This window comes from Nocardioides sp. Z22_16, from assembly GCF_058134365.1.
The window spans coordinates 221,974-248,099 of sequence record NZ_JBYTTI010000002.1 but is presented as its reverse complement, the minus strand read 5'-3'; the positions used below and the strand labels follow the sequence as shown (position 1 = coordinate 248,099).

Genomic DNA, 26,126 nt, shown 5'->3' with positions numbered 1-26,126 from the left:
AGCTGGAGGTGGAACGAATGGGAGACCCGGAGAACGAGGCCGGCAGCAGCCCGGAGCCGTCCGCGGAGGACGAGGAGCGTGAGACTCCCGCGCCCGGCGTCCAGGGCGAGCAGGGGCTGACCAACCCCGGCCTGCCCAACGACCCCTCGAACCCGACCGGCTGAGGTGGAGCGCTTCGTCGTCGTCCCCGCCGCCTACGTCTACCTGCTGCGCGAGGGCGCAGGCGGCACCGAGGTGCTGCTCCAGCTGCGCACCGGCACCGGCTACATGGACGACCACTGGGCGGCTGCCGCTGCCGGCCACGTGGAGCGGGGAGAGACGGCGTACGACGCGGCGCACCGCGAGGCCGCCGAGGAGCTCGGCATCACCGGCGCCGACCTGCGCCTGGAGTTCACGATGCAGCGCACCGCCCACGCCCTGCCGATCGACGAGCGGATCGACTTCTTCCTCACCGCCCGCGCCTGGAACGGGGAGCCCCGCATCGTGGAGCCGGAGAAGTGCGCCGCGCTGGACTGGTTCCCCCTCGACGCCCTGCCCGACCCCGTGGTCGGTCACGAACGATTGGCGCTGGCCAATCTGGGCACTGAGGTGAAGTACCTGACCTACGGATTCTGAACCAGGAGCGCGCGCATGAGCGACGAGATCGGCAAGCAGCCGAGGCCCACCACCGAGGAACCCGAGCTCCACCCGGGGGGCGTGGACGCCATCGTGCCCGACGAGCCCACGGCCGATCCGGTCCCGCACGACCTCGACCCCGCGGACAACGCGGCCGTCGACGACGCGATCCCGGACGAGATCACCGAGCGCGACCAGGAGAAGGAGCAGGCGCCCGACGACGGCAAGGTCTCGGGCGAGGACGAGACCGAGGACGAGCCGCCGGCATGAGCGAGAAGACACCCGACCAGGACCGAGACCCGGGCGTGGTCGACCCGGACGTCGCCGAGTCCCTGCAGGGCTCCAACCCGGCCGCGGGGGGCGACGACCGCCTCGCCGGCGGCATGGGGATCAGCAGCGAGCGGGTCGGCCACGCCGGCCCGGGCCAGGAGGCGACCGACGGCCTGCGGGACTCCGCGCCGCACCCCGTGGACCCGGACCACGCACCACCCGAGCAGTCCGCCGACGGCCACGAGCCCAAGCCCGTCGGCATCCCGCCCAAGCAGGCCCCGTCGGACGACGTCGGGCGCTGAGTAGTCACGCTTTGTGCTCCCGGAGCGTCACCTGGTGACCCTTCGGGAGCACAAACCCTGTGGAACACCCCTTCATCCCCAGCGTCCGGCTGTCGAAGGGGGCGGGTCCCGGACGTCGGCGGCAGTCTCGGGGGCGTGACCACCGACCACTTCGCCGAGCTGCTCGCGTACCAGTCGGGGGTGATCTCCCGGCGGCAGGCCTTGGAGGCAGGTCTGCAGCCCCATGACCTCCGTCGTCTCGAGCGGCGCCGCGAGCTGACCCGGCACCATCCCCGGGTCTACCTCGCCCACACCGGGGAGCCGACGTGGATCCAGCGCGCGTGGGCCGGGATCCTCTTCGCATGGCCGGCCGCGCTGTGCGACTCCTCCGCGCTCCGGATGACCGACGGGCCCGGTCGGATCGCGCACGACACCGGTGTCATCCACGTGGCGGTGGAGCGCGAGCGCGATCTCGACCTGCCGCCGGGCCTGCGACTGCACCGGGTGACCGACCTCGCGCCGAAGGTCCACTGGAACACCTCCCCACCCCGAATGCGCACCGAGTACGCCGTGCTGCGCGAGGCCGCGCGCGCCCCGACCGACTTCGGCGCGGTGCGGATCCTGTCGGACGCGGTCCAGTCCCGCCGGACCACCGCCCCCCGGCTCCAGGCTGCCTGGACCGAGCTCGAGCGCCTGCCGCGGCGGCGATTCCTCGCCCGGGTCCTGGATGACGTGGCGACGGGAGCCTGCTCGGTGCTCGAGCACGGGTACCTGCACCGGGTCGAGCGGGCACACGGCCTGCCCGCAGCCGACCGGCAGGTGCGGGACTCGCTCCGCGGTCCGGTCTACCGGGACGTGGAGTACCGGAACCACGGGCTGCTGGTCGAGCTGGACGGCCGCCTCTTCCACGACACGGCCGCGGCGCGCCACCGCGATCTCGAACGAGACCTGGATGCTGCCGTCACGGGGCGAGTCACCATCCGCCTGGGGTGGGGCCAGGTCTTCGACTCCTCGTGCCGCACGGCCGCGCGCCTCGGTGCGCTGCTCAGGACCCGCGGCTGGTCCGGCAGTCCCCGCCGGTGCCCGTCCTGCTGAGTCAGCCGCAGGCGGGCGCGGGCGGCAGCGGGGCGGGGACCCCGATGCTCGGCATGCCGAGCCCGACCCCGGCGGTCGCCGCGGGGGTCGCCGTACGGCGCTCCCACGCGTCGCCGGCGCGGGTACGCCGCACCGAGAGCACCGGGCCGTCGGCGACGAGGTGGTGCGGGGCGGCGTAGGTGACCCGGACGGTGACCATGTCGCCCGGGCGCACCGAGTCGGCCTCGACCCCGGAGAAGTCGGCCTCGAAGTGGACCAGCCGGTTGTCGGGGCCACGCCCGGAGAGCCGGGCGGTGGCGCTGTCCTTGCGGCCCTCCCCCTCGGAGACCATCAGCTCGACGACCTGACCGACCTGCTTGCGGCTCTCGTCCCAGGCGACCTCCTCGACCACCGCGACCAGCCGCTGGTAGCGGTCCTTGACCACCTCGGGCGGGATCTGGTCGGGCATGGTCGCCGCCGGCGTGCCGGGGCGGATGGAGTACTGGAAGGTGTAGGCGTTGGCGAACCGGGCCCGGCGGACCACCTCGAGGGTCTCGAGGAAGTCCTCCTCGGTCTCGCCGGGGAAGCCGACGATGATGTCGGTGGAGATCGCGGCGTGCGGCATCGCGGCACGCACCCGGTCGATGATGCCGAGGAACTTCGACTGCCGGTAGGAGCGCCGCATCGCCCGCAGCACCCGGTCGGAGCCCGACTGCAGCGGCATGTGGAGCTGCGGCATCACGTTGGGGGTCTGCGCCATCGCCTCGATCACGTCGTCGGTGAACTCCGCCGGGTGCGGGGAGGTGAAGCGGACCCGCTCCAGCCCCTCGATCTCGCCGCAGGCGCGCAGCAGCTTGGAGAAGGCCTGGCGGTCGCCGAACTCGACGCCGTAGGCGTTGACGTTCTGGCCGAGCAGCGTCACCTCGGTGACGCCCTCGGCGACCAGCGCGCGGACCTCGGCGAGGATGTCGCCGGGGCGCCGGTCGGTCTCCTTGCCGCGCAGCGCGGGCACGATGCAGAACGTGCAGGTGTTGTTGCAGCCCACCGAGATGGAGACCCAGGCGGCGTAGGCGGAGTCGCGCTTGGTGGGCAGCGTGGAGGGGAAGACCGCGAGCGACTCGAGGATCTCGACCTGCGCCTCCTGCTGGGAGCGGGCCCGGTCGAGCAGGGCGGGCAGCGAGCCGATGTTGTGGGTGCCGAAGACGACGTCGACGTAGGGCGCGCGCGACACGATGCTCTCCCGGTCCTTCTGGGCCATGCAGCCGCCGACGGCGATCTGCATGCCCGGCCGCTTGGCCTTCACCGGGGCCAGGTGGCTGAGGTTGCCGTAGAGCTTGTTGTCGGCGTTCTCCCGGACCGCGCAGGTGTTGAAGACGACGACGTCGGCCTGCTCGCCGGCCGCCGCCGCGGCGTAGCCGGCCTCCTCCAGCAGCCCGGTGAGGCGCTCGGAGTCGTGGACGTTCATCTGGCACCCGTAGGTGCGGACCTCGTAGGTGCGGGGAGCGGTCACTACAGGTTCTTCTTTCACCGGAGGCAGCACCAGATGAAGGTACGTGATCCGGTCGCTCAAGTGACAACGGAACTCGGCCTCGGGGGCGCTCCACAGCCCTGTCGCGCGAGACGCTGCGGAACTGACCGCGGAAGATTTCTGTTACCCTCCCCAGCGTCTCGAATTGAGAATCCATTATCAGGAGGTGAGAATGGCCGCAGGGGACCGACTGCTCGAGATCCTCGACACCTTCGACTTGGAGCACCGGGCGCTCACCGTGGGCGAGATCGCCGCCCGTGTCGGCCAGCCCCAGAGCTCGGTCTACCGCAGTGTGCGCACCCTGCGCGAGGCCGGCTACCTCGACGCGTCCGACGACGGGCTGTACCGACTGCAGCCAAAGTTGCTGCGGCTCGCCGCGATCGTGCGCGCCGACAACGACATGCTCCGCGGAGCCCGGGGCCCCCTACAGCGGCTGGCCCGCGCCGCCAACCAGACAGCGATGCTCACGGTGCACAGCGGCCGGCATGCGGTCTGCCTCGACTCGGTCAACTCCGGTCGCCCCATTGGAATCCTGGTGCCGCCCGGCAAGCTCTTCCCGCTGCACGCTGGGGCGACGGGCCGCGTCCTGCTCGCCTTCCTCACCCCGCAGCAGCGCGCGGACTACTACGCCAGCGGCCCGCTCGAGACGTTCGTCAACGCGACCACTGACATCGAGGCGCTCGACCGCGAGTTGGCGCAGGTGCGTCAGCAGGGCTACGACCTGACGCTGGGCCAGTTCGAGGACTCGCTCTTCTCCTGCGCCGTCCCGGTGCGCGACCCGGACGGCACCGTGGTGGCGACCGTCAGCATCGTCGGCATCGCCCACGGTCCCGAGGAGCTCGAAGGCCACAAGGACCTGCTGCCCCTGTTGCGCACCGCAGCCGACGAGATCGCCGAGCCGCTGTGACGTGGCCTGCGCAGGTCACCGCCCAGCCCCTGACCGAGGGCGCCCTCGCGGGCATCGGGCAGGTGATCGGTCGCCACGGTGCTCCCCGGATCATCAACGCCGGGCTGTCGGAGAAGTGGGACCGACTCGTGCCCCCGGCCGCCTTCGAGCGCCCGATGAACCTCGGGCTGATCCGGACAACCGCCTCCGAGGCGCAGGTGCGGGTGCTCGAGCGTCACCAGCTCACCCATCAGCTCTTCGTGCCGACCGGCCGGGGTCGTTACCTCGTCGCTGTCGCTGGAGCGCACTCCGACTCTCCCCAACCGGATCACCTGCAGGTGTTCCTCGTCGACGGTGACCAGGGTGTGTGCTTCGCGCCCGGTACGTGGCACAGCCCGCTCGTGGTGCTCGAGGGGGCGATGACCTTCGTGACCGCGATGGCGGACAGCACCACCCCCGACCTCGACCTGCGGCCCATCGAGCCGTCCATCGCCGTCCACCTCAAGGAGTGTTCGTGAGCTTCGTCTATCCGCTGCAGGACGCCGACGTGCCCGGCCCGCAGCGCGACTTCGTCGGCTACGGCCGCCACGCCCCCCAGTTCTCCTGGCCCGGCGGCGCCGTCGTCGCGCTCAACCTCGTTGTGTCCTACGAGGAGGGCTCCGAGCAGTCCAAGCCCCTCGGTGATGCCGAGAACGAGGGCATGGTCGACCTGCCCAACGGCATGCCCCACGAGCAGCGCGACCTCGCGGTCGAGTCGCTCTACGAGTACGGCAGCCGCGTGGGCATCTGGCGCCTTGCCCGCCTCTTCGACCGGCTCGACGTGCCGATCACCATGTTCGCCGCCGCCGTCGCGCTCGAGCGCAACCGTGAGGTCGCCGACTGGATCGGCGAGCGTGGCCACGACGTGTGCGCCCACGGCTGGCGCTGGGAGAAGGCGTGGCGGCTGACTCGCGAGGAGGAGCGCGAACGCATCGCGATGGCGGTCGAGTCGCTCACCCGCACCACCGGCAGCGCGCCTCCCGGGTGGTACACCCGCTACGGGCCGTCGGTCAACACCCGCGAACTGCTCGTCGAGCACGGTGGCTTCACCTACGACGCCGACGCCTACAACGATGATCTGCCGTACTGGGTCCAGGTCTCGGGGCAGGACCACCTCGTGGTGCCGTACTCCCAGTTCATCAACGACGGCAAGTTCGTCCGGGGAACCGGATATGCCAGCCCCGACGACTTCGCGGCGTACAGCATCTCCAACCTCGACTACCTCGTCGAGGAGGGCCGCCCAGTCGTCATGTCGATAGGGCTGCACCCTCGCATCATGGGCCACCCCGCCCGGGCCGCGGCACTACAGCGCGTCATCGAGCACGCCCTGGGCACCAGCAAGGTCTGGGTGACCCGACGCCACGACATCGCCACCTGGTGGTCGGAGCACCACCCCGCCTGACCGCTCATCCCGTCCGCGTTGTGAATGCGGGCCGACCCGACACGCTTATGGAGGAATCCCGTGGACACACGTCTCATCACGGTGGTGGTGACCAGCGCCCTGGTGCTGCTCGGCACCGTCGCGTTCTCGTTCGTCGTCAGCCGCCGCCGCAATGGTGCCGACGACTGGTCGACCGGAGGTCGCAGCCTCCCCGTCTACGTCATCGCGGGCACCCAGCTCGCCACCCTGATGGGCGGTGGCGTGCTCGTCGGGCACGTCGGGATCGGCTACGTCAACGGGTGGTCGACGATCACCTACGGTCTGCTCAGCGCCATCGGCCTGATCCCTCTGATCATCATGGCCCGCTGGCTGCGCGAGGGCGGCATGTCCTCGCTGCCCGACGTGCTGGCCAAGCTCTACGGCTCGCACCCTGTGATGGGCGTCATCGCCATCATCATGTCGGCTGTCATCCCCTTCGGCTGGTTGATCAGCAACCTGGTCGCCTTCGGCAATCTCTTCTCCCTGATCAGCGGCATCTCCCCCAAGCTGCTCATCCCGATCTTCGGGTTGGTGTGCCTTGGATTCGTGATGCCCGCCGGGCTCACCTCGGTCGCCTGGACCGACTTCGTCTTCGGCGTCGGCATGCTGGTGCTGGTCGTGCTGACCACCGTCTTCACGCTGCGTGAGGCCGGCGGCTGGGAGAGCATCACAACCGCCCTGCCCGAAAACGTCACGGCACTGCCCGAGGGCATGGGGGCCGTCGGCGCCCTGACCGTCGTCTTCTGGCTCTTCGCGGTCATGCCGGGGAACCTGACCAACCAGCAGGTCTACCAGCGCGTCTTCGCCGCCAGCGACGTGCGTGGTGCCCGCATCGGCATTGCCGTCGCCGCGGTGCTGTACGCCGGCGCGCTCGTGTGGGCGGGCCTGATGGGTATGTCGATCCGCACCATGAACCCCGACCTGGAGAACCCCGAGATGGCGATGGGTTGGCTGTTGACGCAGATTCCCACCGTGCTGCTCGCGATGTTCGCCGCCCTCATCGTCGCCACCATCATGTCGACCGCGTCGAGCGCGGTGCAGTCGGTCGTGGTGAACCTGACCAAGGACGTCTACCAGGGCTACATCGCCCCCGACGCGCCGGCCGAGAAGGTGCTGCGGCTCTCGCGGCTGTGCTCGGTGATCGTCGTCATCATCGGCGTGCTGCTGGCGGTGTTCTACCGCCAGGCCCTCACCTGGCTGGTCATGACCTTCGCCTACTCAGTGTCCGCGCTCCTCATCCCGATCCTGCTGGGCTTCTCGCTGCGCGGCACGTCGCTGCTCAATGCCCGCGGTGCCGTCGGTGGCATGCTCAGTGGCGTGGTCGCCGCCGGTATCGCCCACGCCGTCGGCACCGAGTTCCCGTACGTCGCCTTCGGCATGCTCGGCTCGCTCGCCGGTCTCGTCGGCTTCAGCCTGCTCTTCCGGGATCGCTCGGGCACCACCTCGTCCGGGACGCCCGAGCGGGTCGCCGTCGGGCGATGACGCACGGCGCTGGGGGCACCAGCGCGTTCACTTCGTACCCGTTGAGAACCCCGTGTCACCCGGACCCAGCAAGGGCTCCTCATCCCATTGCAGAGCCGGGCCCACGCCCAGATTCCGGAGTCAGCGAGGTCACGATTCGGTGAACCCACCCCTTCGGGGGTGCCTGGCACCGCATCGTCTGGGTAGGTTGCCGCAATGACCGTGGCTCAGAGCACCTCCACCGGCCAGACGCTGGTCAGCCTCCAGGGCGTCAACAAGTGGTTCGGCCAGCTGCACGTGCTGAAGGACATCGACCTGGAGATCGCCCGCGGCGAGGTCGTCGTGGTGATCGGACCGTCGGGGTCCGGCAAGTCGACGCTGTGCCGGGCGATCAACCGCCTCGAGACGATCGACGACGGCTCCATCAGCCTCGACGGGCAGCCGCTCCCCCAGGAGGGCAAGGCCCTGGCCAACCTCCGCGCCGAGGTCGGGATGGTCTTCCAGTCCTTCAACCTCTTCGCCCACAAGACGATCCTGGAGAACGTCACCCTGGGGCCGATCAAGGTGCGCAAGCAGGAGAAGGCCGCCGCCGAGAAGCGCGCGATGGAGCTGCTCGAGCGGGTCGGCGTCGCCCACCAGGCCGCGAAGTACCCCGCCCAGCTCTCCGGCGGCCAGCAGCAGCGGGTCGCCATCGCCCGCGCCCTGGCGATGGAGCCGAAGGTGATGCTCTTCGACGAGCCGACCTCCGCGCTCGACCCGGAGATGATCAAGGAGGTCCTCGACGTGATGGTCGACCTCGCCGGCGGTGGCATGACCATGGTCGTGGTCACCCACGAGATGGGCTTCGCCCGCACGGCCGCCGACCGGGTGCTCTTCATGGACGACGGCATCATCGTGGAGGAGAACACCCCCGAGGAGTTCTTCACCAACCCGCGCTCGGAGCGGGCCAAGGACTTCCTCGGCAAGATCCTCAAGCACTGAGCATCCCCCAGACGTACCACTCAACAACCGAAGAGAAGCAGTAGGGAGAACGCATGCGATTCATCAGGAGCAAGGCGCTCATCGTCGGCGCCACGCTGGCGCTGACCATGGCCGCCTGCGGCGACGCGGGCGAGGACAACGCCGGTGAGGAGGTCGAGGTCTCGGAGAACGCCGCCGACGACTTCGAGGACGGCACTCGCATGAAGGAGCTCGCCGAGTCCGGCAAGATCACCGTGGGCGTCAAGTTCGACCAGCCCGGCCTCGGCTTCAAGGGTGCTACCGACGACATCCCGAAGGGCTTCGACGTCGAGGTGGCCAAGATCCTGGTCGCCGACCTCGGCATCGACCCCAACAACGCCGACATCTGGACCGAGACGATCTCCGACAACCGTGAGCCCTTCCTCGAGGAGGGCCGCGTCGACCTGGTGCTCGCGACGTACTCGATCACCGACGACCGCCGCAAGGTGGTCGGCCAGGCCGGGCCCTACATGGTCACCGGCCAGCAGCTGCTCGTCCCCGCCGACAGCGACGTCGAGAGCATCGACGACCTGAAGGGCAAGGAGGTCTGCTCGGTGACCGGCTCGACCTCGATCGACCGGATCAACGACGCGGGCGCCAAGGGTGTCGGCTTCGACAGCTACTCCGAGTGCGTGCAGAAGGTGCTCGACGGCACCGTCGCGGGCATGTCGACCGACGGTGCGATCCTGGCCGGCTTCGCCGCCCAGAACGAGGGCCAGCTCAAGGTCGTCGGCGACGAGTTCTCCGAGGAGCGCATCGGCGTCGGCTACTCCAAGGACAGCCCGGAGATGTGCCAGTGGATCAACGACACCCTCACCGAGGCGTTCGAGGACGGCACGTGGGCGAAGGCCTTCGAGGACACCCTCGGCCCGTCGGGCGTCGAGACCCCCGAGCCGCCGAAGCTGGACGACTGCGCCTGATCCAGGCGTGACCACGCACCACGCATGACGCCATGACCCGGGGCGGCGCGCCACGCGCCGCCCCGGGCCAGGTCCCCACCACCGAGAAGGGAAGCCCGGCTTGACCGCAGTCCTGGACAACCTCGACCTCTACTTCAAGGGCTTCGGCTACACCGTCTTCCTCTTCCTCTTCTCCGGTGTCCTCTCGATGCTCCTGGGCACGCTGCTGGTCGCCTTCCGTGTCGGCCCCGTCGCAGTGCTGAGCAAGGCGGCCGCCTTCTACGTCACCACGGTGCGCAACACCCCGCTGGTGATCGTCTTCGCCTTCTTCTCCTTCGCCGCGCCGGTGCTGGACATCCGGTTCAACTGGCTGCAGATCTCGTTCGGCGACTTCGACCTCACCGCCTTCTTCGGCGCCGCCGTGGTCTCGCTCTCGCTCTACACCTCCGCCTTCGTCTGCGAGGCGCTGCGCTCCGGCGTCAACGCCGTCCCGCTCGGCCAGGCCGAGGCGGCGCGCGCGATCGGCCTCCCCTTCGCCGGCGTGATGCGCCAGGTGGTGCTGCCGCAGGCGTTCCGCGCGTCGGTGCCGCCGCTGGCCAGCGTCCAGATCGCGCTGATCAAGAACACCTCGGTGGCCGCGGTCTTCGGGGTTGCCGAGGCGGTCTCCCAGATGCGCTCGTTCACCAACAACTACAGCTCCGAGCGCACCGCGATCTTCATCGCCTTCGCCCTCGGCTACATCGTGCTCGTCGAGCTGTTCTCCTTCGCCGCCAACCGGCTCGAGCGTCACTGGAGGATCGCCTGATGAGCACCAGCGTGCTGTTCGACGCCCCCGGCCCCCGCACCGTCGCACGCCACCGCCTCTACAGCGTCGTCTCGCTGGTGGCGCTCGTGGGCTTCCTCGGCTGGGCGATCTGGCGCTTCTACGAGGCCGGGCAGCTCGACGGCGAGAAGTGGGAGGTCTTCGTCACCCCCCGGTTCATCGAGGCCCTCCTGATCGACGGGGTGCTGGAGACCGTCAAGATGGCGGGCACCGCCGTGGCGGGCGCCGTGGTCTTCGGCGCCGTCCTCGGTCTCGGCAAGATGTCGGACCACGGCTGGATCCGGTGGCCCGCCTGGGCGGTGGTCGAGTTCTTCCGGGCCGTCCCGGTGCTGCTGCTGATGGTCTTCACCTGGTACGCCCTCGGCATCGCCGACGGCGGCTCCTCCTACTGGGCCGTGGTCATCGCGCTCACCCTCTACAACGGGTCTGTCCTCGCCGAGGTGCTCCGCGCCGGGGTCAACGCGGTGCCCCAGGGCCAGGCGGAGGCCGGCTACGCCATCGGGATGCGCAAGACGCAGGTGATGAACATCGTCCTGCTCCCCCAGGCGGTGAAGATCATGCTGCCGGCGATCATCAGCCAGTGCGTGGTGGCGCTCAAGGACACCGCCCTGGGTCTCTACGTGGTGGCGCCCGGGCTCACCCAGGTCTCCCGCCAGATCTACCTGGAGTTCGACAACCGGGTGCCGACCCTCTTCGTCACGGCCCTGCTCTACATCGTGATCAACCTGATCCTCACCTGGCTGGCCACCCTGGTGCAGAAGCGCTTCGTCGGGGAGAAGAAGGTCCTGCAGGTCTCGATGGTCGGGGGCGCTCCGGACGACGACAAGCGGGTCTGAGCAGGCTCAGGCGCCGGTGGCCCACTGCTCCGAGGAGGCGTCCAGCCGGGCGACGTCCTCGGCGTCCAGCTGGAGCTGCAGGGCCTCGACCGATCCCCGGATCGACTCGGGGCGGCTCGCACCCGGGATCGGGATGACGCACGGGTCCTGGGCCAGCTCCCAGGCCAGGGCGACCTGCTGGGGGGTGGCGTCGTGCTTGCGCGCCACGTCGGCGAAGTCGGCGAACGACGAGCCGAGGTCGGCGGCGTGCGAGATGCCGCCCAGCGGGCTCCACGGCAGGAAGGCCAGGTCCAGCTCGGCGCAGAGCTCCAGCTCGGGGCGCGAGCCGCGGAAGCTCGGCGAGAACCGGTTCTGCACCGAGACCAGGGAGCTGCCGAGGATGCCGTGGGCCAGCCGGATCTGCCCCGGGTCGGCGTTGGAGAGGCCCACGCGGGCCACCTTGCCCTGCGCCACCAGCTCGGCGAACGCGCCGATCGTCTCCTCGTAGGGGACGGTCGGGTCGGGGCGGTGGTGCTGGTAGAGCTCGATCCGCTCGACGCCGAGACGCTCCAAGGAGCCCTCGACCGCCTCGCGGATCCACTCCGGGCGACCGTCGGCCGGCCACGCGGCGCCGTCTCGGCGGAGCCCACCCTTGGTGGCGACGACCACCCGGCCGGCGTCACCGGAGTAGGTGGCGAGCGCGTCGGCGACGAGCCTCTCGTTGTGGCCCAGCCCGGTGCCGTCCGGGGCGTAGCAGTCGGCGGTGTCGATCAGGGTGACGCCCGCGTCGAGCGCGGCGTGGATGGTGGCCCGCGCCCGGCCGGCCGCCTCCTCCCCGCCCATGGAGAGCGGCATGCCGCCGAGGCCGATGGCACTGACGGACAGGTCACCGAGGGGTCGCTGCGGAAGGCTCATGGCCCCACCCTAGACAGCGGAGCACGACCACTTAGGCTCGTGGGCATGAGCACCAAGCCGCCACGCAGCCGGATGACGGGAGCCGAGCGCCGCGAGCAGCTCATCGACGTGGCGCGCGGGCTCTTCGCCGAGCGCGGCTTCGACGGCACGGCCGTGGAGGAGGTGGCCGCCCGGGCGGGGGTCTCCAAGCCCGTCGTCTACGAGCACTTCGGCGGCAAGGAAGGCCTCTACGCCGTGGTCGTCGACCGCGAGGTCACCACGCTGCTCACGATGATGCGAGCCTCGCTCACCGGCGACAGCTCCCGCGAGCTCCTGCAGAACTCGGTGGGGGCCCTCCTCGACTTCATCGAGCTGTGCCCCGACGGCTTCCGGATCCTGGTCCGCGACAGCCCGGTGGGGGCGTCGACGTCGACCTTCAAGTCGCTCATCGGCGACGTGGCGAGCCGGGTCGAGGGCATCCTGGTGCAGAAGTTCGGCGAGAAGGGCCTCGACGCGAAGGTGGCCCCGATGTATGCGCAGATGCTGGTCGGGATGACCGCGATGCTCGGCCAGTGGTGGCTCGACACCCGGCAGCCGGCCAAGGAGGTCGTCGCCGCGCACCTGGTCAACCTGGCCTGGAACGGGCTCTCCGGCATGGAGGCCAGCCCGAGCCTGCTCACGGAGTGACGGCGGCCACCACGAAGATCCGGCGGAAGGGCAGCACCACGGCTCCGTCCGTGGCCGGGTAGGCCTCGCGCAGCCGGCGACGGAACTCGTCCTCGAAGGCGGGCCGCAGCTCGCTCGGCAGCGCCTGGAGGGTCGGGCGCGCACCCGTCGCCGAGACCCACTCGAAGACGGGGTCGGGGCCGGAGAGGACGTGCAGGTACGTCGTCTCCCACGCGTCGACCGAGCAGCCCAGGCCGCGCAGCGCCCGCAGGTAGGTCGCCGCGTCGTGCGAGTCCGGGACCGCGGCTCCCCCGGTGTGCGCGGCGTACGGCGGCGAGGCGGCGAGCTCGCGCCGGATCGTGTGGCTGGGCTCCTCGAAGTTGCCGGGCACCTGGAAGGCGAGCCACCCCCCGGGACGGACCGCCTCGAGGAGCGCGGGGAGCAGGTCGAGGTGGTCGGGCAGCCACTGCAGCGTGGCGTTGGAGACCAGCACGTCGACCGGGTCCGGACCGGCGGCGAGCCAGTCGCGCAGGTCCGCCACCTGCCAGGCGATGCCCGGCACGGCGCGGGCGCGCTCGATCATCTCGGGACTGGAGTCGACCCCGGTCACCTCCGCCCCCGCCCACCGCTCGGCGAGCAGCCGGGTCAGGTTGCCCGGGCCGCAGCCCAGGTCGACCACCCGGGCCGGCGCCGCGGCGGGGACTCGGGCGAGCAGGTCGACGAAGGGGCGACCGCGCTCGTCGCCGTACTCGAGGTAGAGGGCCGGGTCCCAGGAGAAGGTCATGACGTCCACCCTCGCCAATATTTGTCTTGATGTCAAGATTCTCGACCCTCCGATAGTGTGGGACCCATGCGGGACGAGGTGGACGGGCTGGTCGAGGCGTGGGCGCGCGAGCGCTCCGACCTCGACCTCGCGCCCGTCGAGGTCTTCAGCCGGATCGGGCGCCTCGCCCGGCACCTCGACCTGGCTCGCCGCTCGGCCTTCACCGCGCACGGCATCGAGTCGTGGGAGTTCGACGTGCTCGCCGCGCTGCGCCGCGCCGGCGAGCCCTACGAACTCTCCCCCGGGCGGCTGCTGCGGGAGACCCTGGTCACCAGCGGCACCATGACCAACCGCGTCGACCGGCTCACCAGCCGGGGCCTGGTCGAGCGACTGCCCGACCCGCACGACCGACGCGGCGTGCTGGTGCGCCTCACCCCCGACGGCAAGGTCACCGTCGACGGCGCCTTCGAGGCGCTGCTCGAGGCGGAGGGCAGGCTGATGAGCGACCTCCCCGACGCCGACCGGGAGCAGCTGGCCGCGCTATTGCGCAAGCTGCTCCGCCCCTTCAGCTGACCGGTCGGCTCACTCGACCTGCTCGGCCGCCTCGAGCCACTCCATCTCGAGCTCGTCGCGCTCCGCGGCCAGCTCCTGCAGCGTGGCGTTGAGCGCCCCCATCCGCTCGTAGTCCTGACCGGCCTCGAGGATCCGCGCGTTGAGCGTCGCCTCCTGCTCGGCGATCCGCGCCAGCTGCTTGTCGATCCGGGCCATGGTCTTGCGGGCGGCCCGCTCCTCGGCGCTGCCGCTGCGCACCTTCGGCGCCGGCTCCGTGTGGGAGTTGGCGGCAGGGACGGCGGGCGCGGCCAGCATCGCCTGGCGCCGCTCCAGGTACTCGTCGACGCCGCGGGGCAGCATGGAGATCTGCCCGTCGCCGAGCAGCGCCCAGACCGAGTCGGTGACCCGTTCCAGGAAGTAGCGGTCGTGGGAGACCACCACGAGCGTTCCGGGCCAGCCGTCGAGGAAGTCCTCGACGACGTTGAGGGTGTCGATGTCGAGGTCGTTGGTCGGCTCGTCGAGGAGGAGCACGTTGGGCTCGGTGAGCAGCAGCAGGAGCAGCTGGAGGCGCCGGCGCTCACCCCCGGAGAGCTCACCGATGCGCGTCGTCAGCCGGTCGCCGGTGAAGCCGAACCGCTCCAGCATCGAGCTGGCGGTCACCTCCTGGCCGTCCGCGGTCCTGGTCACGCGGCGGACCGACTCCACCATCGGCAGCACCCGGGCGTCGGGGTCGAGGTCGTCGAGCTGCTGGCTCAGGTGCTGCATGGCGATCGTGCGGCCGTGCTTGACCTTCCCCGCCCGCGGGGCCAGGTCGCCCGCCAGCATGGCCAGCACCGAGCTCTTGCCGGCGCCGTTGACCCCCACCAGCCCGACCCGGTCACCGGGGCCCAGCCGCCAGGTGGCGTGGGAGAGCAGCTGGCGCTCACCCCGGAAGAGGTCGACGTCCTCGACGTCGAGCACGTCCTTGCCCAGCCGCTGGGCGGCGAAGCGCTGCAGCTCCAGGCGGTCCCGCGGCGGCGGGACGTCCTCGATGAGCTGGTTGGCGGCGTCGATGCGGAACTTCGGCTTCGAGGTGCGGGCCGGGGCGCCGCGCCGCAGCCACGCCAGCTCCTTGCGCACCAGGTTCTGCCGGCGGCTCTCGCTGGCCGCCGACTGGCGCTGACGCTCGGCCTTGGCGAGCACGAAGGCGGCGTACCCGCCCTCGTAGGAGTCGACCTGGCCGTCGTGGACCTCCCAGGTGGTCTGGCAGACCTCGTCGAGGAACCACCGGTCGTGGGTGACCACCACCAGGGCGCTGGGCAGCGAGGCGACGTGCCGGGCCAGCCAGGCCACGGCCTCCACGTCGAGGTGGTTGGTGGGCTCGTCGAGGATCACCAGGTCGTGCGGCTCCAGCAGCAGGGCGGCCAGCGCGCAGCGCCGCCGCTCGCCCCCGGAGAGGCCGGTGACCGCACGGTCGAGGTCGATCCCCACCAGCAGCTCGCGCACCACGCCGCGCGCGGTCGCGTCGGCGGCCCACTCGTGGTCGTCCTTGCCCCGCAGCACCGCCTCGCGCACGGTGTGGGTGTCCTCGAGCTCGTCGCCCTGGTGCAGGTAGCCGACGTCGAGGCCGCCGGTGCGCGAGACGCGACCGGAGTCCGGCTCCTCGATCCCGGTCATCACCTCGAGCAGGGTGGTCTTGCCGTCGCCGTTGCGACCGACGATCCCGATCCGCTCCCCCGCGCCGATCCCGAGGGAGACGTCGTCGAGGAGGGGGCGGACGCCGTAGGACTTCGAGACCCGCTCCAGGTTGAGCAGGTTGGGGCGCACCGAGCCGCCGGCCATCAGAGCACCTCCACCATGTGCGCCCCGGCGACCGGGCCCACGGCGAGCAGCGCCAGCGGGTGGACCGCCGCCATCGCGTCGGCCACCGACTGGGCCGCCTCGGTCGACTCGCAGAGGAAGACGCAGGTGGGGCCCGAGCCCGAGACCAGGCCGCGCAGGGCACCCGCGGCCTCGCCGCGCTCCAGCACCCGGGCCAGCTCGGGGCGCAGGTCGAGGGCGGCCGCCTGGAGGTCGTTGTGCAGGGCGACGGCCAGCCGCCCCGGGTCGCCGTAGGAGAGGGCCTCCAGCACCCGGGTGGCGGAGGGGGGCTCGGCCGGGGCGTCAGGGAAGAGCGCGTCGAAGCGGCGGTAGACCTCCGGGGTGGAGAGGCCACGGTCGTCGGGCACCACCACCCACGCGTAGTCGCCGTGGTCGGTCACCTCGGTGACCCGCTCGCCGCGGCCCTGCCCGCGAGCGGTGCCGCCCAGCAGGGCGAAGGGCACGTCGCTCCCGAGCTCGGCGGCCATCGCCAGCAGCTCGGCGTCGGGGGTGCGCAGGTCCCAGAGGCGGTCCAGCGCCACCATCGCGGCAGCGGCGTCGGCCGACCCGCCGGCCATCCCGCCGGCCACCGGGATCGACTTGCCGATCCGCACGGACGCACCGGGCCCGCGCTCCCCGCCCATCAGCCGCCCCACCCGGTCGACGATGTTGGCGCCGGGGGCGGGCACCTCGGCGCCCTCCAGGTACGGCGCCAGGACGGTCTCGACGGTCCACTCCGAGGACGCCGCCACGGAGACGTCGTCATAGAGGCTCACCGCCTGGTAGACCGTGTCGAGCGGGTGGAACCCGTCGTCGCGCGGCGCGCCCACCCCGAGGTGCAGGTTGATCTTGGCGGCCGCGCGCACCGTCAGGACGCCGGAGTCCGCGCTCTCCATCCGCCTGATCACGAGACCTCCTGGAGCTGCTCGGCGATCCGCGCGAAGTCGGCGACCTCGAGGACCTCGCCCCGGGCCTGGGGGTCGACGCCCGCGGCGACCAGGGCGGCCTCCGCGGCCTCCGCGGAGCCCGCCATCCCCCGCAGCGTCGCGCGCAGGGTCTTGCGCCGCTGCGCGAAGGCCGCGTCGACGACCGCGAAGACCTGCTGGCGGGTGGCGGTGGTGGTCGGTGGCTCCCGGCGGGTCCAGGCCACCAGTCCGGAGTCGACGTTGGGGGCGGGCCAGAAGACGTTGCGCCCGACCGCACCGGCCCGACGCACGTCGGCGTACCAGGCCGCCTTGACCGACGGCACCCCGTAGACCTTGGAGCCCGGAGAGGCGGCCAGCCGGTCGGCGACCTCGGCCTGCACCATGACCAGCCCCCGCTCCAGGGAGGGCAGCAGCGCGAGCATGTGGAGCAGCACCGGGACCGAGACGTTGTAGGGCAGGTTGGCCACCAGCACGGTGGGCGCCGGCCCCGGCACCTCGGTGACCCGCAGCGCGTCGCCCAGCACGACCTCGAAGCGGTCGACGTGGTCGGGCGCCCGCTCGGCGATCGTCGCCGGCAGGCGCCCGGCCAGCAGCGGGTCGACCTCGACGGCGACGACCCGCCCGGCGGCCTCGAGCAGGGCCAGCGTCAGCGAGCCCAGCCCGGGGCCCACCTCGACCACCACGTCGTCGCCGCTCACCGCGGCGTCACGCACGATGCGCCGCACCGTGTTGGCGTCGATGACGAAGTTCTGGCCCCGCTGCTTGGTGGGGCGCAGGTCCAGCTCGGCCGCCAGCAGACGAACCTCCGCCGGACCGAGGAGCCTCGGCGGTCTCGTCGTCATGCGCGCCACCCTATGACCTCACCCCGTCGCAGCAGGAGTCAGCGCAGGCCCAGCTGCGCGCTGCAGTGCGGCCACTGGCCCCACCCGGCGCGCGCCTGGAGGATCTGGCCACGCTTGATCTGCTCCTCGCGGCTGTGCTGGTGCGGGAGCCCGGTGCCGCCCACCGAGCGCCAGGTGCTGGCGCTGAACTGGAGGCCGCCGTAGTACCCGTTGCCGGTGTTCGTGGCCCAGTTGCCGCCGGACTCGCACTGCGCGAGCCTGTCCCAGACGGTGTTGCCGGTGGAGAAGTCGGGGCCGGTCGACCGCGTCCCGACCTTCACCCTGGCGTCGACGGGCTTGCGGCGCACCTTGGTCTCCAGCACGGTCCGCCTGACCAGCTCGCCGTTCTCGTAGCGCAGCCGGTAGGTGACGTCGCGCAGGCCCTTGCGGCCCTCGCGGACCACGTCGCGCTCGCCCTCCGGCATGCCGTCGTCCTTCTGCTCGACGGTGCGGAAGGCGACGGGCTCGCCCTTGACCTGCTTGCGCAGGACCTTGACCCGGGTGACGGTGATCCGGTCGCCGGGCTTCACCTCGCGGCCGAGGGCCGGCTTGACCTCGTCGTCGTCGTCGAGGCTGACGTCGAGCTCGTCGAGCACGTCCTGGACCGTCCGGGCCGGGACGCGGTGCTTGCGGGCCTTGCGGCCGGCCACGGCCACCGAGACCCGCTTGGGGGTGACGATCTCGAGCTCCATGCCGGAGCGCCGGATGTCGGCGCTGCGGCTCGCCGACAGGTCGGCGCCGCGGTAGCGGTCACCGATCTGGGCCAGCGCGCCGGCGACGTCGGCGGCGGTCACCCAGTGGGTCTCGGCCTTCCCGTCGACGACCAGCTCCAGCGGGCGGCTGAAGGCGACGGTGATCTCGCTCCCGTCGCTGACGGGGGTGGACAGACCGGGCGCGACCTCGTCGCGCTCGCCGACCTCGATGCCCTCGGCCTCCAGGACGTCCGCGACGGTGTCGCCCATCGCGCTGACCTCGCGCGTCTCGCCGTCCAGCGTCAGGGTCACCGACTTGGTGAGGGCGGCGTAGCCGAGGGTGGTGCCCACCAGTGCGACGGCCACGAGGGCCACCAGCGAGGCGAGCAACGGGGTGCTCCTACTGAGGTGTGCGATCTTTTCGCGCACGAGTCTCCAAGCTTCGTTCCTCCCGGGCCTCGGCGCCGACCCCGGCATCCACGTGCTCCTGGTGAGGAGCGGGTGTGGGGCGGGTCCGGCTGGTCAACATCATCCGATCCCGGCCAACAGTCACGAGACGATAACGAGAATTGGGTACGCGACAAACTCGAACGGGGTGAATGAGCGGGGAAAGTGACACTCCTCTCGCCCCAACCGTCACACCACTCGCACCCCACTCATGCGTCACAGGCACCCGGCTACCAGCGACCCCCGAAGGCGGCGTCGGTGTTGGCGTCGACGGCCGCGCAGAGGGCCTCGAGGTCGTCTCCGCGGACCTCCGCCATCGCCCGCACCGTGTGCGGCACCAGGTAGGAGGCGTTGGGCCGACCCCGGAACGGGACGGGCGTCAGATACGGCGCGTCGGTCTCCACCAGGATCCGGTCCATAGGGGCCAGCGCCAGCGCCTCCCGCAGGGGCTCGGCGTTCTTGAAGGTCACCGTGCCGGCGAAGCTCAGGTGGGCGCCACGGTCCAGGCAGGCGCGGGCGAACGCCGCGTCGCCGGAGAAGCAGTGCATCACCCAGCGGTCGGGGACCCCCTCGGAGTCGAGGACCCGGAGCACGTCGTCGTGGGCGTCGCGGTCGTGGATGACCAGCGTCCTGTCCAGCCGCTTGGCCATCTCCACGTGCCGGCGGAAGCTCTCCTCCTGCGCGTCCCGGCCCTCCTCCCCGGTCCGGAAGTGGTCCAGGCCCGTCTCCCCGACCGCGCGGACCCGGTCGTGCGCCCGGGCCAGCGCCTCGATCTCGGCCAGCGCCTCCTCGAGGCGGCCCTCGGCCGCGAGGCGGGGCGCCTCGTTGGGATGGAGCGCCACGCCCGCGACCAGCGCCTCGTGCTCGGCGGCCGCCGCCACCGCCCAGCGGGCGCCGGGCAGGTCGCAGCCGATCTGCACGATCCTCGGCACGCCGACCGCGGCCGCGGCGGCGATCGCCTCGGTGGTGGCCACCCAGTCGCCGTCGGCGATGTCGAGGTGGCAGTGGTTGTCGACCACGGGGTGCGGCAGCGGCTCGGGAGCGGGCGGGCGGGCCCGGTCGCGGGTGGCCCCGCTCCTCTCCTCGGTGGCGGCGCGGCTGCGGCTGGGTCGGTCGGCTCGGCTCACCCGACCGACCGTATCCGGGCCAGGATCGCCTCGGTCAGGGCCTCGGGGGCCTGCCGGGGGATCCAGTGGGTCACCCCCTCGAGCACCACCAGCTCGAAGTCGCCGTCCACGTGGTCGCCGCAGGCCATCGCCGCCTCGCGGGAGAGCGCCACGTCGCCGTCGCTCCACACGTAGGTGGTGGGCACCTGGATCCGGCCCACCGACGGCGGGGAGAGGAAGGCCCCGCGGTACCAGCCGAGGGCGCCGGGCAGGGCGCCGTCGTCCACGATCTCGCGGTGGAACCGCTCCACGTCCTCGGCCCGCATCCCGCCCTTGCGCAGCGGTACGTCGATCAGCTCCGGCCGCAGCCGGACCACCGTCTCGACCAGGGCGGGGACGGCGAACGGAGCGACGTACCAGGAGCGGGCCAGCTGGGGGCCGTGCAGGGCGGCGTGCGCCATCGCCCGCGGGTGCGGCACCGAGACCGCGACCAGCGAGCGGACCAGGTCGGGGCGCCGGTCGGCCAGGGACCAGGCGACGGCCGCCCCCCAGTCGTGGCCGACCAGGTGGACCGGACTCCCGATCTCGTCGACGAGCGCGACCACGTCCTGGACCAGCTCGGGGAACCGGTAGGACCACCGGGTGGCCGGCCGGGCCCCGGCGGAGTACCCCCGCTGGTCCGGGGCGAGGGTGCGCAGCCCCGCGTCGTGGAGCAGGGCGCTGACGGCCTGCCAGGAGCCGGCCCGCTCGGGGAAGCCGTGGAGCAGCACCACCGGGTCGCCGTCCCGCGGCCCGCCGTCGACGACGTCGAAGGTCAGCGGGCCGCGACGGTACGACGAGATCCGGCCACCGCTCATCGGACGTGCACCACGTCGTAGACCACGCGCTTGGGCACGCCGGCCCGCTTGGCGACCGCGCCGATCGCCTCCTTGCGGCTCATCCCGTCCTCCTCCGCTGCCGTGACGGCGGCCGCGAGGCTCTCCGGGTCGTCAGCCACCTCCGGGGCGCCCTCCGCCCCGGCGACCACCACCGTCACCTCGCCCCGTACCCCCTCGGACGCCCACTCAGCCAGCTCGCGCAGACCTCCGCGGCGCACCTCCTCGTAGGTCTTGGTGAGCTCGCGGCAGACCGCGCCGGGGCGTTCGTCGCCGAAGGCGTCGGCCATCGCGCCCAGCGCGGTGGCGGTGCGGTGCGGAGCCTCGAAGAAGACCATGGTCCGCTCCTCGGCGCGCAGCGAGTCGAGCCGCCGGGCCCGGTCCCCCGCCTTGCGCGGCAGGAAGCCCTCGAAGCAGAACCGGTCCACCGGCAGCCCGGAGACCGCGAGCGCGGTGAGCACCGCGCTCGGTCCCGGCACCGCGGTCACCCGGACGTCGTGCTCGACCGCGGCGACGACCAGGCGGTAGCCCGGGTCGGAGACGCTGGGCATCCCCGCGTCGGTCACCAGCACCACCCGCTCCCCGGCCAGCAGCGCCTCGAGCAGGACCGGGGTCCGCGACTGCTCGTTGCCCTCGAAGTAGGAGACCACCCGGCCGCCGAGCTCCAGTCCCAGGTCGCCGGTCAACCGGCGCAGGCGGCGGGTGTCCTCGGCGGCGACGACGTCGGCGGTGGCGAGCTCGTGGGCCAGTCGCGGCGGTGCGTCGTCGATCTGGCCGATCGGCGTCGCGGCGAGCACCAGCACACCGGCGCGCCCGTCGCTCGATGAGGTGCCGCCACACGCTGGATCCCGCTCTGAGTGCATGGCCCCATCCTGCACCCGCATCGGTCTAGTGTGTCCGTCCGTGACTCCTCCGCGCCGCCGGCCCCGGCTCCAGGACCCCGTCGTCGCGTGGTCCGCGGCACTGCTCCTCACCGGGGCCACCCTCTTCCTGCGGCTGTGGCGGCTGGGCTCGCCGCACCAGTTCTCCTTCGACGAGACCTACTACGCCAAGGACGCCTGGTCGCTGCTGCACCACGGCTACGCCCGCGGCTACGCCGAGGGGGCCGACGAGAAGATCCTGGCGGGGACGACCGACGGCCTCTGGCTCGACGACCCCTCGATGGTGGTCCACCCCGAGGTCGGCAAGTGGCTGATCGCACTGGGCGAGCGCGCCTTCGGCATGGACCCCTACGGGTGGCGGGTCGCCTCTGCGGTGGTCGGCTCCCTGATGGTGCTGGTGATGTGCCGCCTCGCGCTGCGGCTCACCGGCTCGGTCCTGTGGGGCCTGCTGGCGGGGTTCCTCCTGGCGCTCGACGGACTGCACCTGGTGCTCTCCCGCCTGGCGCTGCTCGACATCTTCATGGCGTTCTTCATGCTGTGCGCCGTGCACTGCCTGGTGGCCGACCGGCAGTGGTTCAGGCAGCGGCTGGACGAGCGCGCACCCGGTGGGGTCGCCCGGGGGTGGGGGCCGCGGGTCTGGTTCCGGCCCTGGCTGCTGGCCGGCGGCATCGCCTTCGGCCTGGCGGTGGGCACCAAGTGGACCGCGCTCTACCCGATGGCGGCCTTCGGCCTCCTGGTCTGGGCCTGGAGCGCGGGCGCCCGTCGGGCCCGGGGGGTGCGCTGGCCGGTGCTGCGCTCGGCGCTGCTGGACGGCGTCCCCGCCTTCGTCCACCTGGTCCTGGTGGCCTTCGTGGTCTACGTGGCGTCCTGGTCGGGGTGGCTGGCCAACGCCGACGAGTACGAGCGCGCCCTGTCGAACACGCAGTACTCCGCCCACGACGGCGGTGAGGCGTGGCCGACCCGCGACGAGCCCGACGCCGAGGGCCTGGACGAGGTGAGGCAGTCCCTGGTCTCGCTGGCCCACTACCACCGCGACGTCTACACCTTCCACACCGCCTTCCTCAACGACGCCACCCACACCTACGCCTCCAAGCCCTACGGCTGGCTGCTGATGAGCCGGCCGGTGGGGGTCGCCACCGAGCTCGACATCCAGCCCGGCGAGCAGGGGTGCGAGGCGCCCGCGGGCTCGACGTGCCTGCGGCAGGTCCTGCTGCTGGGCAACCCGGTGCTGTGGTGGGGCGGCACCCTCGCCCTGCTCGCCTCGCTGGTGCTGTGGGTGGGTGCCCGCGACTGGCGCTTCGGCGTCCCCGTGGTGGGCACCGCGGCGACCTGGCTGCCCTGGTTCCAGTACGACGACCGCACCATCTTCCTCTTCTACGCCATCGCGACGCTGCCGTTCCTGGTCCTCGCCGTGGTGCTCTGCCTGGCCCGGATGGTCGGTCCGGACCCGCGGCCCAACCGGCGGCGGACCGTGGGCGCGGTGCTGGGCGGCTCCTTCGTCGCCCTGGTCGCCCTCTGCTTCGTCTGGTTCTGGCCGGTGTGGACCAACGAGCTCCTCACCCACCAGGAGTGGCTGCAGCGGATGTGGTTCCGGCGCTGGATCTGAGCCCCGGCACGGGCATGGCGGCCCCTGACGCCGGGTACGACCCCGGCATGCAGCTGCCTCCTCCCCGCGGGACGCTCAGTCACCGCCTGCGTGACGCCCTCGCCGCCTCCAGCACCCGGCCCCTCGCCTCCCGTCCCGCCCCCGTCGCCGACGACGACGACGACGCCCAGCTGAGCCTGTGGATCCTCCACGAGCTGCACTACCAGGGCTTCGACGGGGTCGACGACGGCCTGGAGTGGGACCCGACGCTGATCGGGCTCCGCCGTCACCTGGAGGACGACCTCGAGCAGGACCTCCGCGCGCGGTTCGAGAAGTCGGGCACCACCGCGGAGAGCGCGGAGGAGATCTTCCGGATCGCCGACGAGCACGAGGGGGCCTCGCTCTCGCCGTACCTGCACCGGCACGCCACCCGCGAGCAGTTCCTCGAGCTGCTCGCGGCCCGCTCGATCTACCACCTGAAGGAGTCGGACCCGGTCTCCTGGGTCGTCCCGCGGCTCGGCACCCGCTCCAAGGCGGCCCTCATGGAGCTGCAGTACGACGAGTACGGCGGCGGCGACCCCAACAAGCTCCACTCCCACCTCTTCGCGCGCGGCATGAGCGCCTGCGGGCTCGAGGCCTCCTACGGCGCCTACGTGGCCCAGACGCCTGCCGAGGTCCTGGAGCAGAACAACGTGATGACCCTCTTCGGGCTGCAGCGTCGCCTCCGCGGCGCCGCCCTGGGCCACCTGGCGGCCTTCGAGGTGACCAGCTCCCTGCCCAGCCGGCGGATCGCCCAGGGCCTGGACCGCCTGGGGCTTCCCGACGAGATGCAGCACTACTACCGCGAGCACGTCGAGGCCGACGCCGTGCACGAGCAGCTCGCGGTGCGCACGATCTGCGGCGCGCTCCTGGAGGAGTCGCCCGAGCTGCTCGAGGACGTCATCTTCGGCGCCTTCACCTGCCTGGACCAGGAGGACCGGATCGCCCGTCACTTCCTGGAGCGGTGGGGGGTGGCCGCGTGAGCCACGACGAGATCCCGCACGCCGACGTGGTGATCTGCCCCGGTGGACCGCTGCTGCTGCGCGGCGACCACCTGGTCGACGACGGGCAGGGCAACGTGGTCCGCACCGAGCGACCGGTCAGCGCGGTCTGCCGGTGCGGCAAGACCGAGACCGCCCCGTGGTGCGACGGCACCCACAAGGTGCTGCCGCCCAAGCTCCGCCCCTGAGGGCGCCTCACTCGTCGATGCGGCGCAGCGGCGCGGTCGCGGGCCCTTCGAGGACCTGGCCGTCGAGCTCGAAGCGCGACCCGTGGCACGGGCACTGCCACTTCTCCGCCGTCTCGTCGAGGGAGACCAGGCAGCCCATGTGCGTGCAGGTCGCGGCGACCTGGTGGAGGACGCCGTCGCGGTCGCGGTAGGCGGCGACCACCTCGGCGCCCCGCTGGAAACGGCCCGCGGCTCCCGGGGAGAGGTCGGCCGCGGTGCCGGGGAGGACCGTGGTGCCGGCCGCGAGCAGCCGGCCGGCGACCGCGTTGCCCACGAACGCCGCCCCCTGCTCGGCGGCCTGCCGGCTCTCCGCGCCCCAGCGGGCGCGCCGCAGCGTGAAGAGCTCGCGCCAGCCGAGCTCCGCCCCCGCCTCCGGTGGCCGGCGGGCGGCCTCGTCCGCCAGGTCGGCGTCCAGGACGAGGTCGCGGAGCAGCACGCCGGCCAGGACCCCGTTGGCCATCCCCCACCCGCCGAACCCGGTGGCCCCCCAGACCCCGGCGCCGGGCCGGGTGAGCGGGCGCAACTCGCCGATGAAGGGGATGCGGTCCGGGGACCAGTGGTCCTGCGCCGACCACTGTCGCTCCGCCTCGTAGCCGGGGAGCCGGTCGCGCGCCCAGCCCATCAGGTCGCTGAGCCGGACGGCGGCACTCTGCTTGCCGGGCATGTAGGAGGCACCCGAGACCAGCAGCCGGGGCCGGTCGGTCCCGCCGACGGGGCGCAGCGCGGGCGAGAGCGAGCCGACGCCGACGTACATGTCGGGCAGCGAGCTCCCGTCGGGCACCGGGCCGCTGAGGACGTGCTCGCGGTGCGTCTTGAGGCGCGCGAAGAGGAGTCCCTCGGAGAAGGCCGGGAAGTGGGTGGCGACCACGACGTGCGGCGCGCGCACCGTGTGGCCCGCCTGGGTCACGGCGCAGTGGGGGTCGCCGGTGTCGAGCTCGACCACGCGGCTCTGCTCGTGCAGCACCCCGCCGGCACGGCGGAAGTCGGCGGCCAGGGCGTCCAGGTAGGCGACCGGGTCCACCAGCAGCTGACGGTCGAGCCGGAGCGTCTCCTCCACCGCGAAGGGCAGGCCGGGATCCGCGCCGGTCCGCACGGCGAGGCCGCACTCGGCCAGCACCTCGGCCTCGCGGCGCAGCGCCGCGGCCTCCTTCGGATCCTCGGCGAAGAGCCAGCTGGCCCGCCGCTCCAGCCCGCAGTCGCCCCCGATCCGGGCCACCACCCCGGCGAGGTGCTCCACGGCCATCCGCTGGGACTGCGCGTAGGCCCGGGCCGACTCCAGGCCGGCGCGAGCGGCGATCTGCGAGTACGTCGTCCCCTGGAGAGCGCTGACCTTGGCCGTGGACCCGCCCGTGGTGCTGGTGCCGACCTCGCGCGCCTCGAGCAGCACCACCCGGCGGCCGGCGCGCGCCAGCTCCCAGGCGGTGCTCATCCCGGTGATGCCGGCCCCGATCACCAGGACGTCACACTCGGTGTCGGCGCTCAGCGGCGGGTGCCGCTCGGCACGCCTGCCGTCGAGCCAGATCGGATCGCTCACCCGCGCGGCGTACCCCCCAGGCGGCGACGGGAAACCGCCGATGCGCCGATTGCGCCCCTGATGGTTCAATGAGACCAGAGGTTCTGCCGCGAGCTTCCGCACGTGCCG

General features: G+C 72.2%; 29 protein-coding genes. 18 read left to right on the top strand and 11 right to left on the bottom strand.

What is annotated here, in order from left to right; translation table 11 throughout:
- Positions 1 to 8 precede the first annotated feature (8 nt).
- The 5 genes from AC3X7R_RS05460 to AC3X7R_RS05440 all read left to right on the top strand — a co-directional run bounded on the left by AC3X7R_RS05460 (position 9) and on the right by AC3X7R_RS05440 (position 2,261).
- Positions 9 to 164: a hypothetical protein gene (locus AC3X7R_RS05460; RefSeq protein ID WP_489964556.1), complete on the top strand. Its 156-nt coding sequence runs from the start codon at positions 9 to 11 to the stop codon at positions 162 to 164.
- A 1-nt stretch (position 165) separates the two neighbouring features.
- Entirely contained in the window at positions 166 to 615 is a 450-nt protein-coding gene (locus tag AC3X7R_RS05455) for an NUDIX domain-containing protein (RefSeq protein ID WP_489964555.1), read from the top strand.
- Positions 616 to 630: 15 nt separating this feature from the next.
- Positions 631 to 885 (top strand): hypothetical protein, encoded by a 255-nt coding sequence (locus AC3X7R_RS05450; protein ID WP_489964554.1) that lies wholly within the window; start codon positions 631 to 633, stop codon positions 883 to 885.
- A complete protein-coding gene (locus AC3X7R_RS05445) occupies positions 882 to 1,187 on the top strand; it encodes a hypothetical protein (protein WP_489964553.1) in 306 nt (101 codons plus the stop codon). The genes AC3X7R_RS05450 and AC3X7R_RS05445 overlap by 4 nt, the downstream gene beginning before the upstream one ends.
- 135 nt (positions 1,188 to 1,322) lie before the next feature.
- A complete protein-coding gene (locus AC3X7R_RS05440; RefSeq protein WP_489964552.1) occupies positions 1,323 to 2,261 on the top strand; it encodes a hypothetical protein in 939 nt (312 codons plus the stop codon).
- Between the two features lies 1 nt (position 2,262).
- Here AC3X7R_RS05440 and miaB read toward each other — a convergent pair whose 3' ends face one another.
- Positions 2,263 to 3,750, bottom strand: a complete 1,488-nt coding sequence (gene miaB / locus AC3X7R_RS05435; RefSeq protein WP_489964551.1) for a tRNA (N6-isopentenyl adenosine(37)-C2)-methylthiotransferase MiaB — start codon at positions 3,748 to 3,750, stop codon at positions 2,263 to 2,265.
- Positions 3,751 to 3,940: 190 nt separating this feature from the next.
- Here miaB and AC3X7R_RS05430 point away from each other — a divergent pair, with 190 nt between their 5' ends.
- From AC3X7R_RS05430 to AC3X7R_RS05395, 8 genes are all read left to right on the top strand, one after another.
- Positions 3,941 to 4,675: an IclR family transcriptional regulator gene (locus AC3X7R_RS05430; RefSeq protein WP_489964550.1), complete on the top strand. Its 735-nt coding sequence runs from the start codon at positions 3,941 to 3,943 to the stop codon at positions 4,673 to 4,675.
- Entirely contained in the window at positions 4,672 to 5,172 is a 501-nt protein-coding gene (locus AC3X7R_RS05425; RefSeq protein WP_489964549.1) for an ureidoglycolate lyase, read from the top strand. The genes AC3X7R_RS05430 and AC3X7R_RS05425 overlap by 4 nt, the downstream gene beginning before the upstream one ends.
- Positions 5,169 to 6,095, top strand: a complete 927-nt coding sequence (locus AC3X7R_RS05420; protein ID WP_489964548.1) for a polysaccharide deacetylase family protein — start codon at positions 5,169 to 5,171, stop codon at positions 6,093 to 6,095. The genes AC3X7R_RS05425 and AC3X7R_RS05420 overlap by 4 nt, the downstream gene beginning before the upstream one ends.
- 60 nt (positions 6,096 to 6,155) lie before the next feature.
- Positions 6,156 to 7,595 (top strand): sodium:solute symporter family protein, encoded by a 1,440-nt coding sequence (locus AC3X7R_RS05415; protein ID WP_489964547.1) that lies wholly within the window; start codon positions 6,156 to 6,158, stop codon positions 7,593 to 7,595.
- 195 nt (positions 7,596 to 7,790) lie between these two features.
- Complete coding sequence (locus AC3X7R_RS05410) at positions 7,791 to 8,555, top strand: amino acid ABC transporter ATP-binding protein (RefSeq protein WP_489964546.1); 765 nt, start codon at positions 7,791 to 7,793, stop codon at positions 8,553 to 8,555.
- Positions 8,556 to 8,608: 53 nt separating this feature from the next.
- Positions 8,609 to 9,493, top strand: coding sequence for a glutamate ABC transporter substrate-binding protein (locus tag AC3X7R_RS05405; protein ID WP_489964544.1), 885 nt, complete (start codon positions 8,609 to 8,611; stop codon positions 9,491 to 9,493).
- 100 nt (positions 9,494 to 9,593) lie between these two features.
- On the top strand, positions 9,594 to 10,277 hold the full coding sequence (locus AC3X7R_RS05400) for an amino acid ABC transporter permease (RefSeq protein WP_489964543.1): 684 nt from the start codon (positions 9,594 to 9,596) through the stop codon (positions 10,275 to 10,277).
- A complete protein-coding gene (locus AC3X7R_RS05395) occupies positions 10,277 to 11,131 on the top strand; it encodes an amino acid ABC transporter permease (protein WP_489964542.1) in 855 nt (284 codons plus the stop codon). The genes AC3X7R_RS05400 and AC3X7R_RS05395 overlap by 1 nt, the downstream gene beginning before the upstream one ends.
- A gap of 6 nt (positions 11,132 to 11,137) precedes the next feature.
- Here AC3X7R_RS05395 and AC3X7R_RS05390 read toward each other — a convergent pair whose 3' ends face one another.
- A complete protein-coding gene (locus tag AC3X7R_RS05390; protein ID WP_489964540.1) occupies positions 11,138 to 12,025 on the bottom strand; it encodes an aldo/keto reductase in 888 nt (295 codons plus the stop codon).
- 72 nt (positions 12,026 to 12,097) lie between these two features.
- On the opposite strand from AC3X7R_RS05390, the gene AC3X7R_RS05385 reads away from it, so the two are divergent.
- Positions 12,098 to 12,691, top strand: coding sequence for a TetR family transcriptional regulator (locus AC3X7R_RS05385; protein ID WP_489965133.1), 594 nt, complete (start codon positions 12,098 to 12,100; stop codon positions 12,689 to 12,691).
- On the opposite strand, the gene AC3X7R_RS05380 is transcribed toward AC3X7R_RS05385, so the two are convergent.
- The gene (locus AC3X7R_RS05380) at positions 12,681 to 13,454 is read right to left on the bottom strand and encodes a methyltransferase domain-containing protein (protein ID WP_489964539.1); all 774 of its coding nucleotides are present in this window, start codon (positions 13,452 to 13,454) and stop codon (positions 12,681 to 12,683) included. The genes AC3X7R_RS05385 and AC3X7R_RS05380 overlap by 11 nt on opposite strands.
- A gap of 66 nt (positions 13,455 to 13,520) precedes the next feature.
- Between AC3X7R_RS05380 and AC3X7R_RS05375 the strand changes: the two genes are divergently transcribed.
- A complete protein-coding gene (locus AC3X7R_RS05375; protein WP_489964537.1) occupies positions 13,521 to 14,006 on the top strand; it encodes a MarR family winged helix-turn-helix transcriptional regulator in 486 nt (161 codons plus the stop codon).
- Positions 14,007 to 14,015: 9 nt separating this feature from the next.
- Here the strand turns inward: AC3X7R_RS05375 and AC3X7R_RS05370 are convergent, their stop codons facing one another.
- The 7 genes from AC3X7R_RS05370 to rsmI form a co-directional block, all read right to left on the bottom strand.
- The gene (locus AC3X7R_RS05370) at positions 14,016 to 15,806 is read right to left on the bottom strand and encodes an ABC-F family ATP-binding cassette domain-containing protein (RefSeq protein WP_489964536.1); all 1,791 of its coding nucleotides are present in this window, start codon (positions 15,804 to 15,806) and stop codon (positions 14,016 to 14,018) included.
- Positions 15,806 to 16,732, bottom strand: coding sequence for a 4-(cytidine 5'-diphospho)-2-C-methyl-D-erythritol kinase (locus tag AC3X7R_RS05365; RefSeq protein WP_489964535.1), 927 nt, complete (start codon positions 16,730 to 16,732; stop codon positions 15,806 to 15,808). The genes AC3X7R_RS05370 and AC3X7R_RS05365 overlap by 1 nt, the downstream gene beginning before the upstream one ends.
- Complete coding sequence (rsmA, locus tag AC3X7R_RS05360) at positions 16,729 to 17,592, bottom strand: 16S rRNA (adenine(1518)-N(6)/adenine(1519)-N(6))-dimethyltransferase RsmA (protein WP_489964534.1); 864 nt, start codon at positions 17,590 to 17,592, stop codon at positions 16,729 to 16,731. The genes AC3X7R_RS05365 and rsmA overlap by 4 nt, the downstream gene beginning before the upstream one ends.
- Positions 17,593 to 17,630: 38 nt before the next feature.
- Positions 17,631 to 18,713 (bottom strand): resuscitation-promoting factor, encoded by a 1,083-nt coding sequence (locus AC3X7R_RS05355; protein ID WP_489964533.1) that lies wholly within the window; start codon positions 18,711 to 18,713, stop codon positions 17,631 to 17,633.
- A gap of 287 nt (positions 18,714 to 19,000) precedes the next feature.
- A complete protein-coding gene (locus AC3X7R_RS05350; protein WP_489964532.1) occupies positions 19,001 to 19,897 on the bottom strand; it encodes a TatD family hydrolase in 897 nt (298 codons plus the stop codon).
- The gene (locus AC3X7R_RS05345) at positions 19,894 to 20,733 is read right to left on the bottom strand and encodes an alpha/beta fold hydrolase (protein ID WP_489964531.1); all 840 of its coding nucleotides are present in this window, start codon (positions 20,731 to 20,733) and stop codon (positions 19,894 to 19,896) included. The genes AC3X7R_RS05350 and AC3X7R_RS05345 overlap by 4 nt, the downstream gene beginning before the upstream one ends.
- The gene (gene rsmI, locus AC3X7R_RS05340) at positions 20,730 to 21,614 is read right to left on the bottom strand and encodes a 16S rRNA (cytidine(1402)-2'-O)-methyltransferase (RefSeq protein ID WP_489964530.1); all 885 of its coding nucleotides are present in this window, start codon (positions 21,612 to 21,614) and stop codon (positions 20,730 to 20,732) included. The genes AC3X7R_RS05345 and rsmI overlap by 4 nt, the downstream gene beginning before the upstream one ends.
- Positions 21,615 to 21,654: 40 nt before the next feature.
- Here rsmI and AC3X7R_RS05335 point away from each other — a divergent pair, with 40 nt between their 5' ends.
- From AC3X7R_RS05335 to AC3X7R_RS05325, 3 genes are read left to right on the top strand one after another with little or no spacing between them, the layout of a single operon-like run.
- Positions 21,655 to 23,238 carry a dolichyl-phosphate-mannose--protein mannosyltransferase gene (locus AC3X7R_RS05335; RefSeq protein ID WP_489964529.1) on the top strand — a complete coding sequence of 528 codons (1,584 nt, stop codon included), beginning with the start codon at positions 21,655 to 21,657 and terminating at the stop codon, positions 23,236 to 23,238.
- A gap of 14 nt (positions 23,239 to 23,252) precedes the next feature.
- The gene (locus AC3X7R_RS05330) at positions 23,253 to 24,239 is read left to right on the top strand and encodes an iron-containing redox enzyme family protein (RefSeq protein ID WP_489964528.1); all 987 of its coding nucleotides are present in this window, start codon (positions 23,253 to 23,255) and stop codon (positions 24,237 to 24,239) included.
- Positions 24,236 to 24,445 carry a CDGSH iron-sulfur domain-containing protein gene (locus AC3X7R_RS05325; protein WP_489964527.1) on the top strand — a complete coding sequence of 70 codons (210 nt, stop codon included), beginning with the start codon at positions 24,236 to 24,238 and terminating at the stop codon, positions 24,443 to 24,445. The genes AC3X7R_RS05330 and AC3X7R_RS05325 overlap by 4 nt, the downstream gene beginning before the upstream one ends.
- Before the next feature lie 7 nt (positions 24,446 to 24,452).
- On the opposite strand, the gene AC3X7R_RS05320 is transcribed toward AC3X7R_RS05325, so the two are convergent.
- Positions 24,453 to 26,018, bottom strand: a complete 1,566-nt coding sequence (locus tag AC3X7R_RS05320; protein ID WP_489964526.1) for an FAD-dependent oxidoreductase — start codon at positions 26,016 to 26,018, stop codon at positions 24,453 to 24,455.
- Between the last annotated feature and the right edge of the window lie 108 nt (positions 26,019 to 26,126).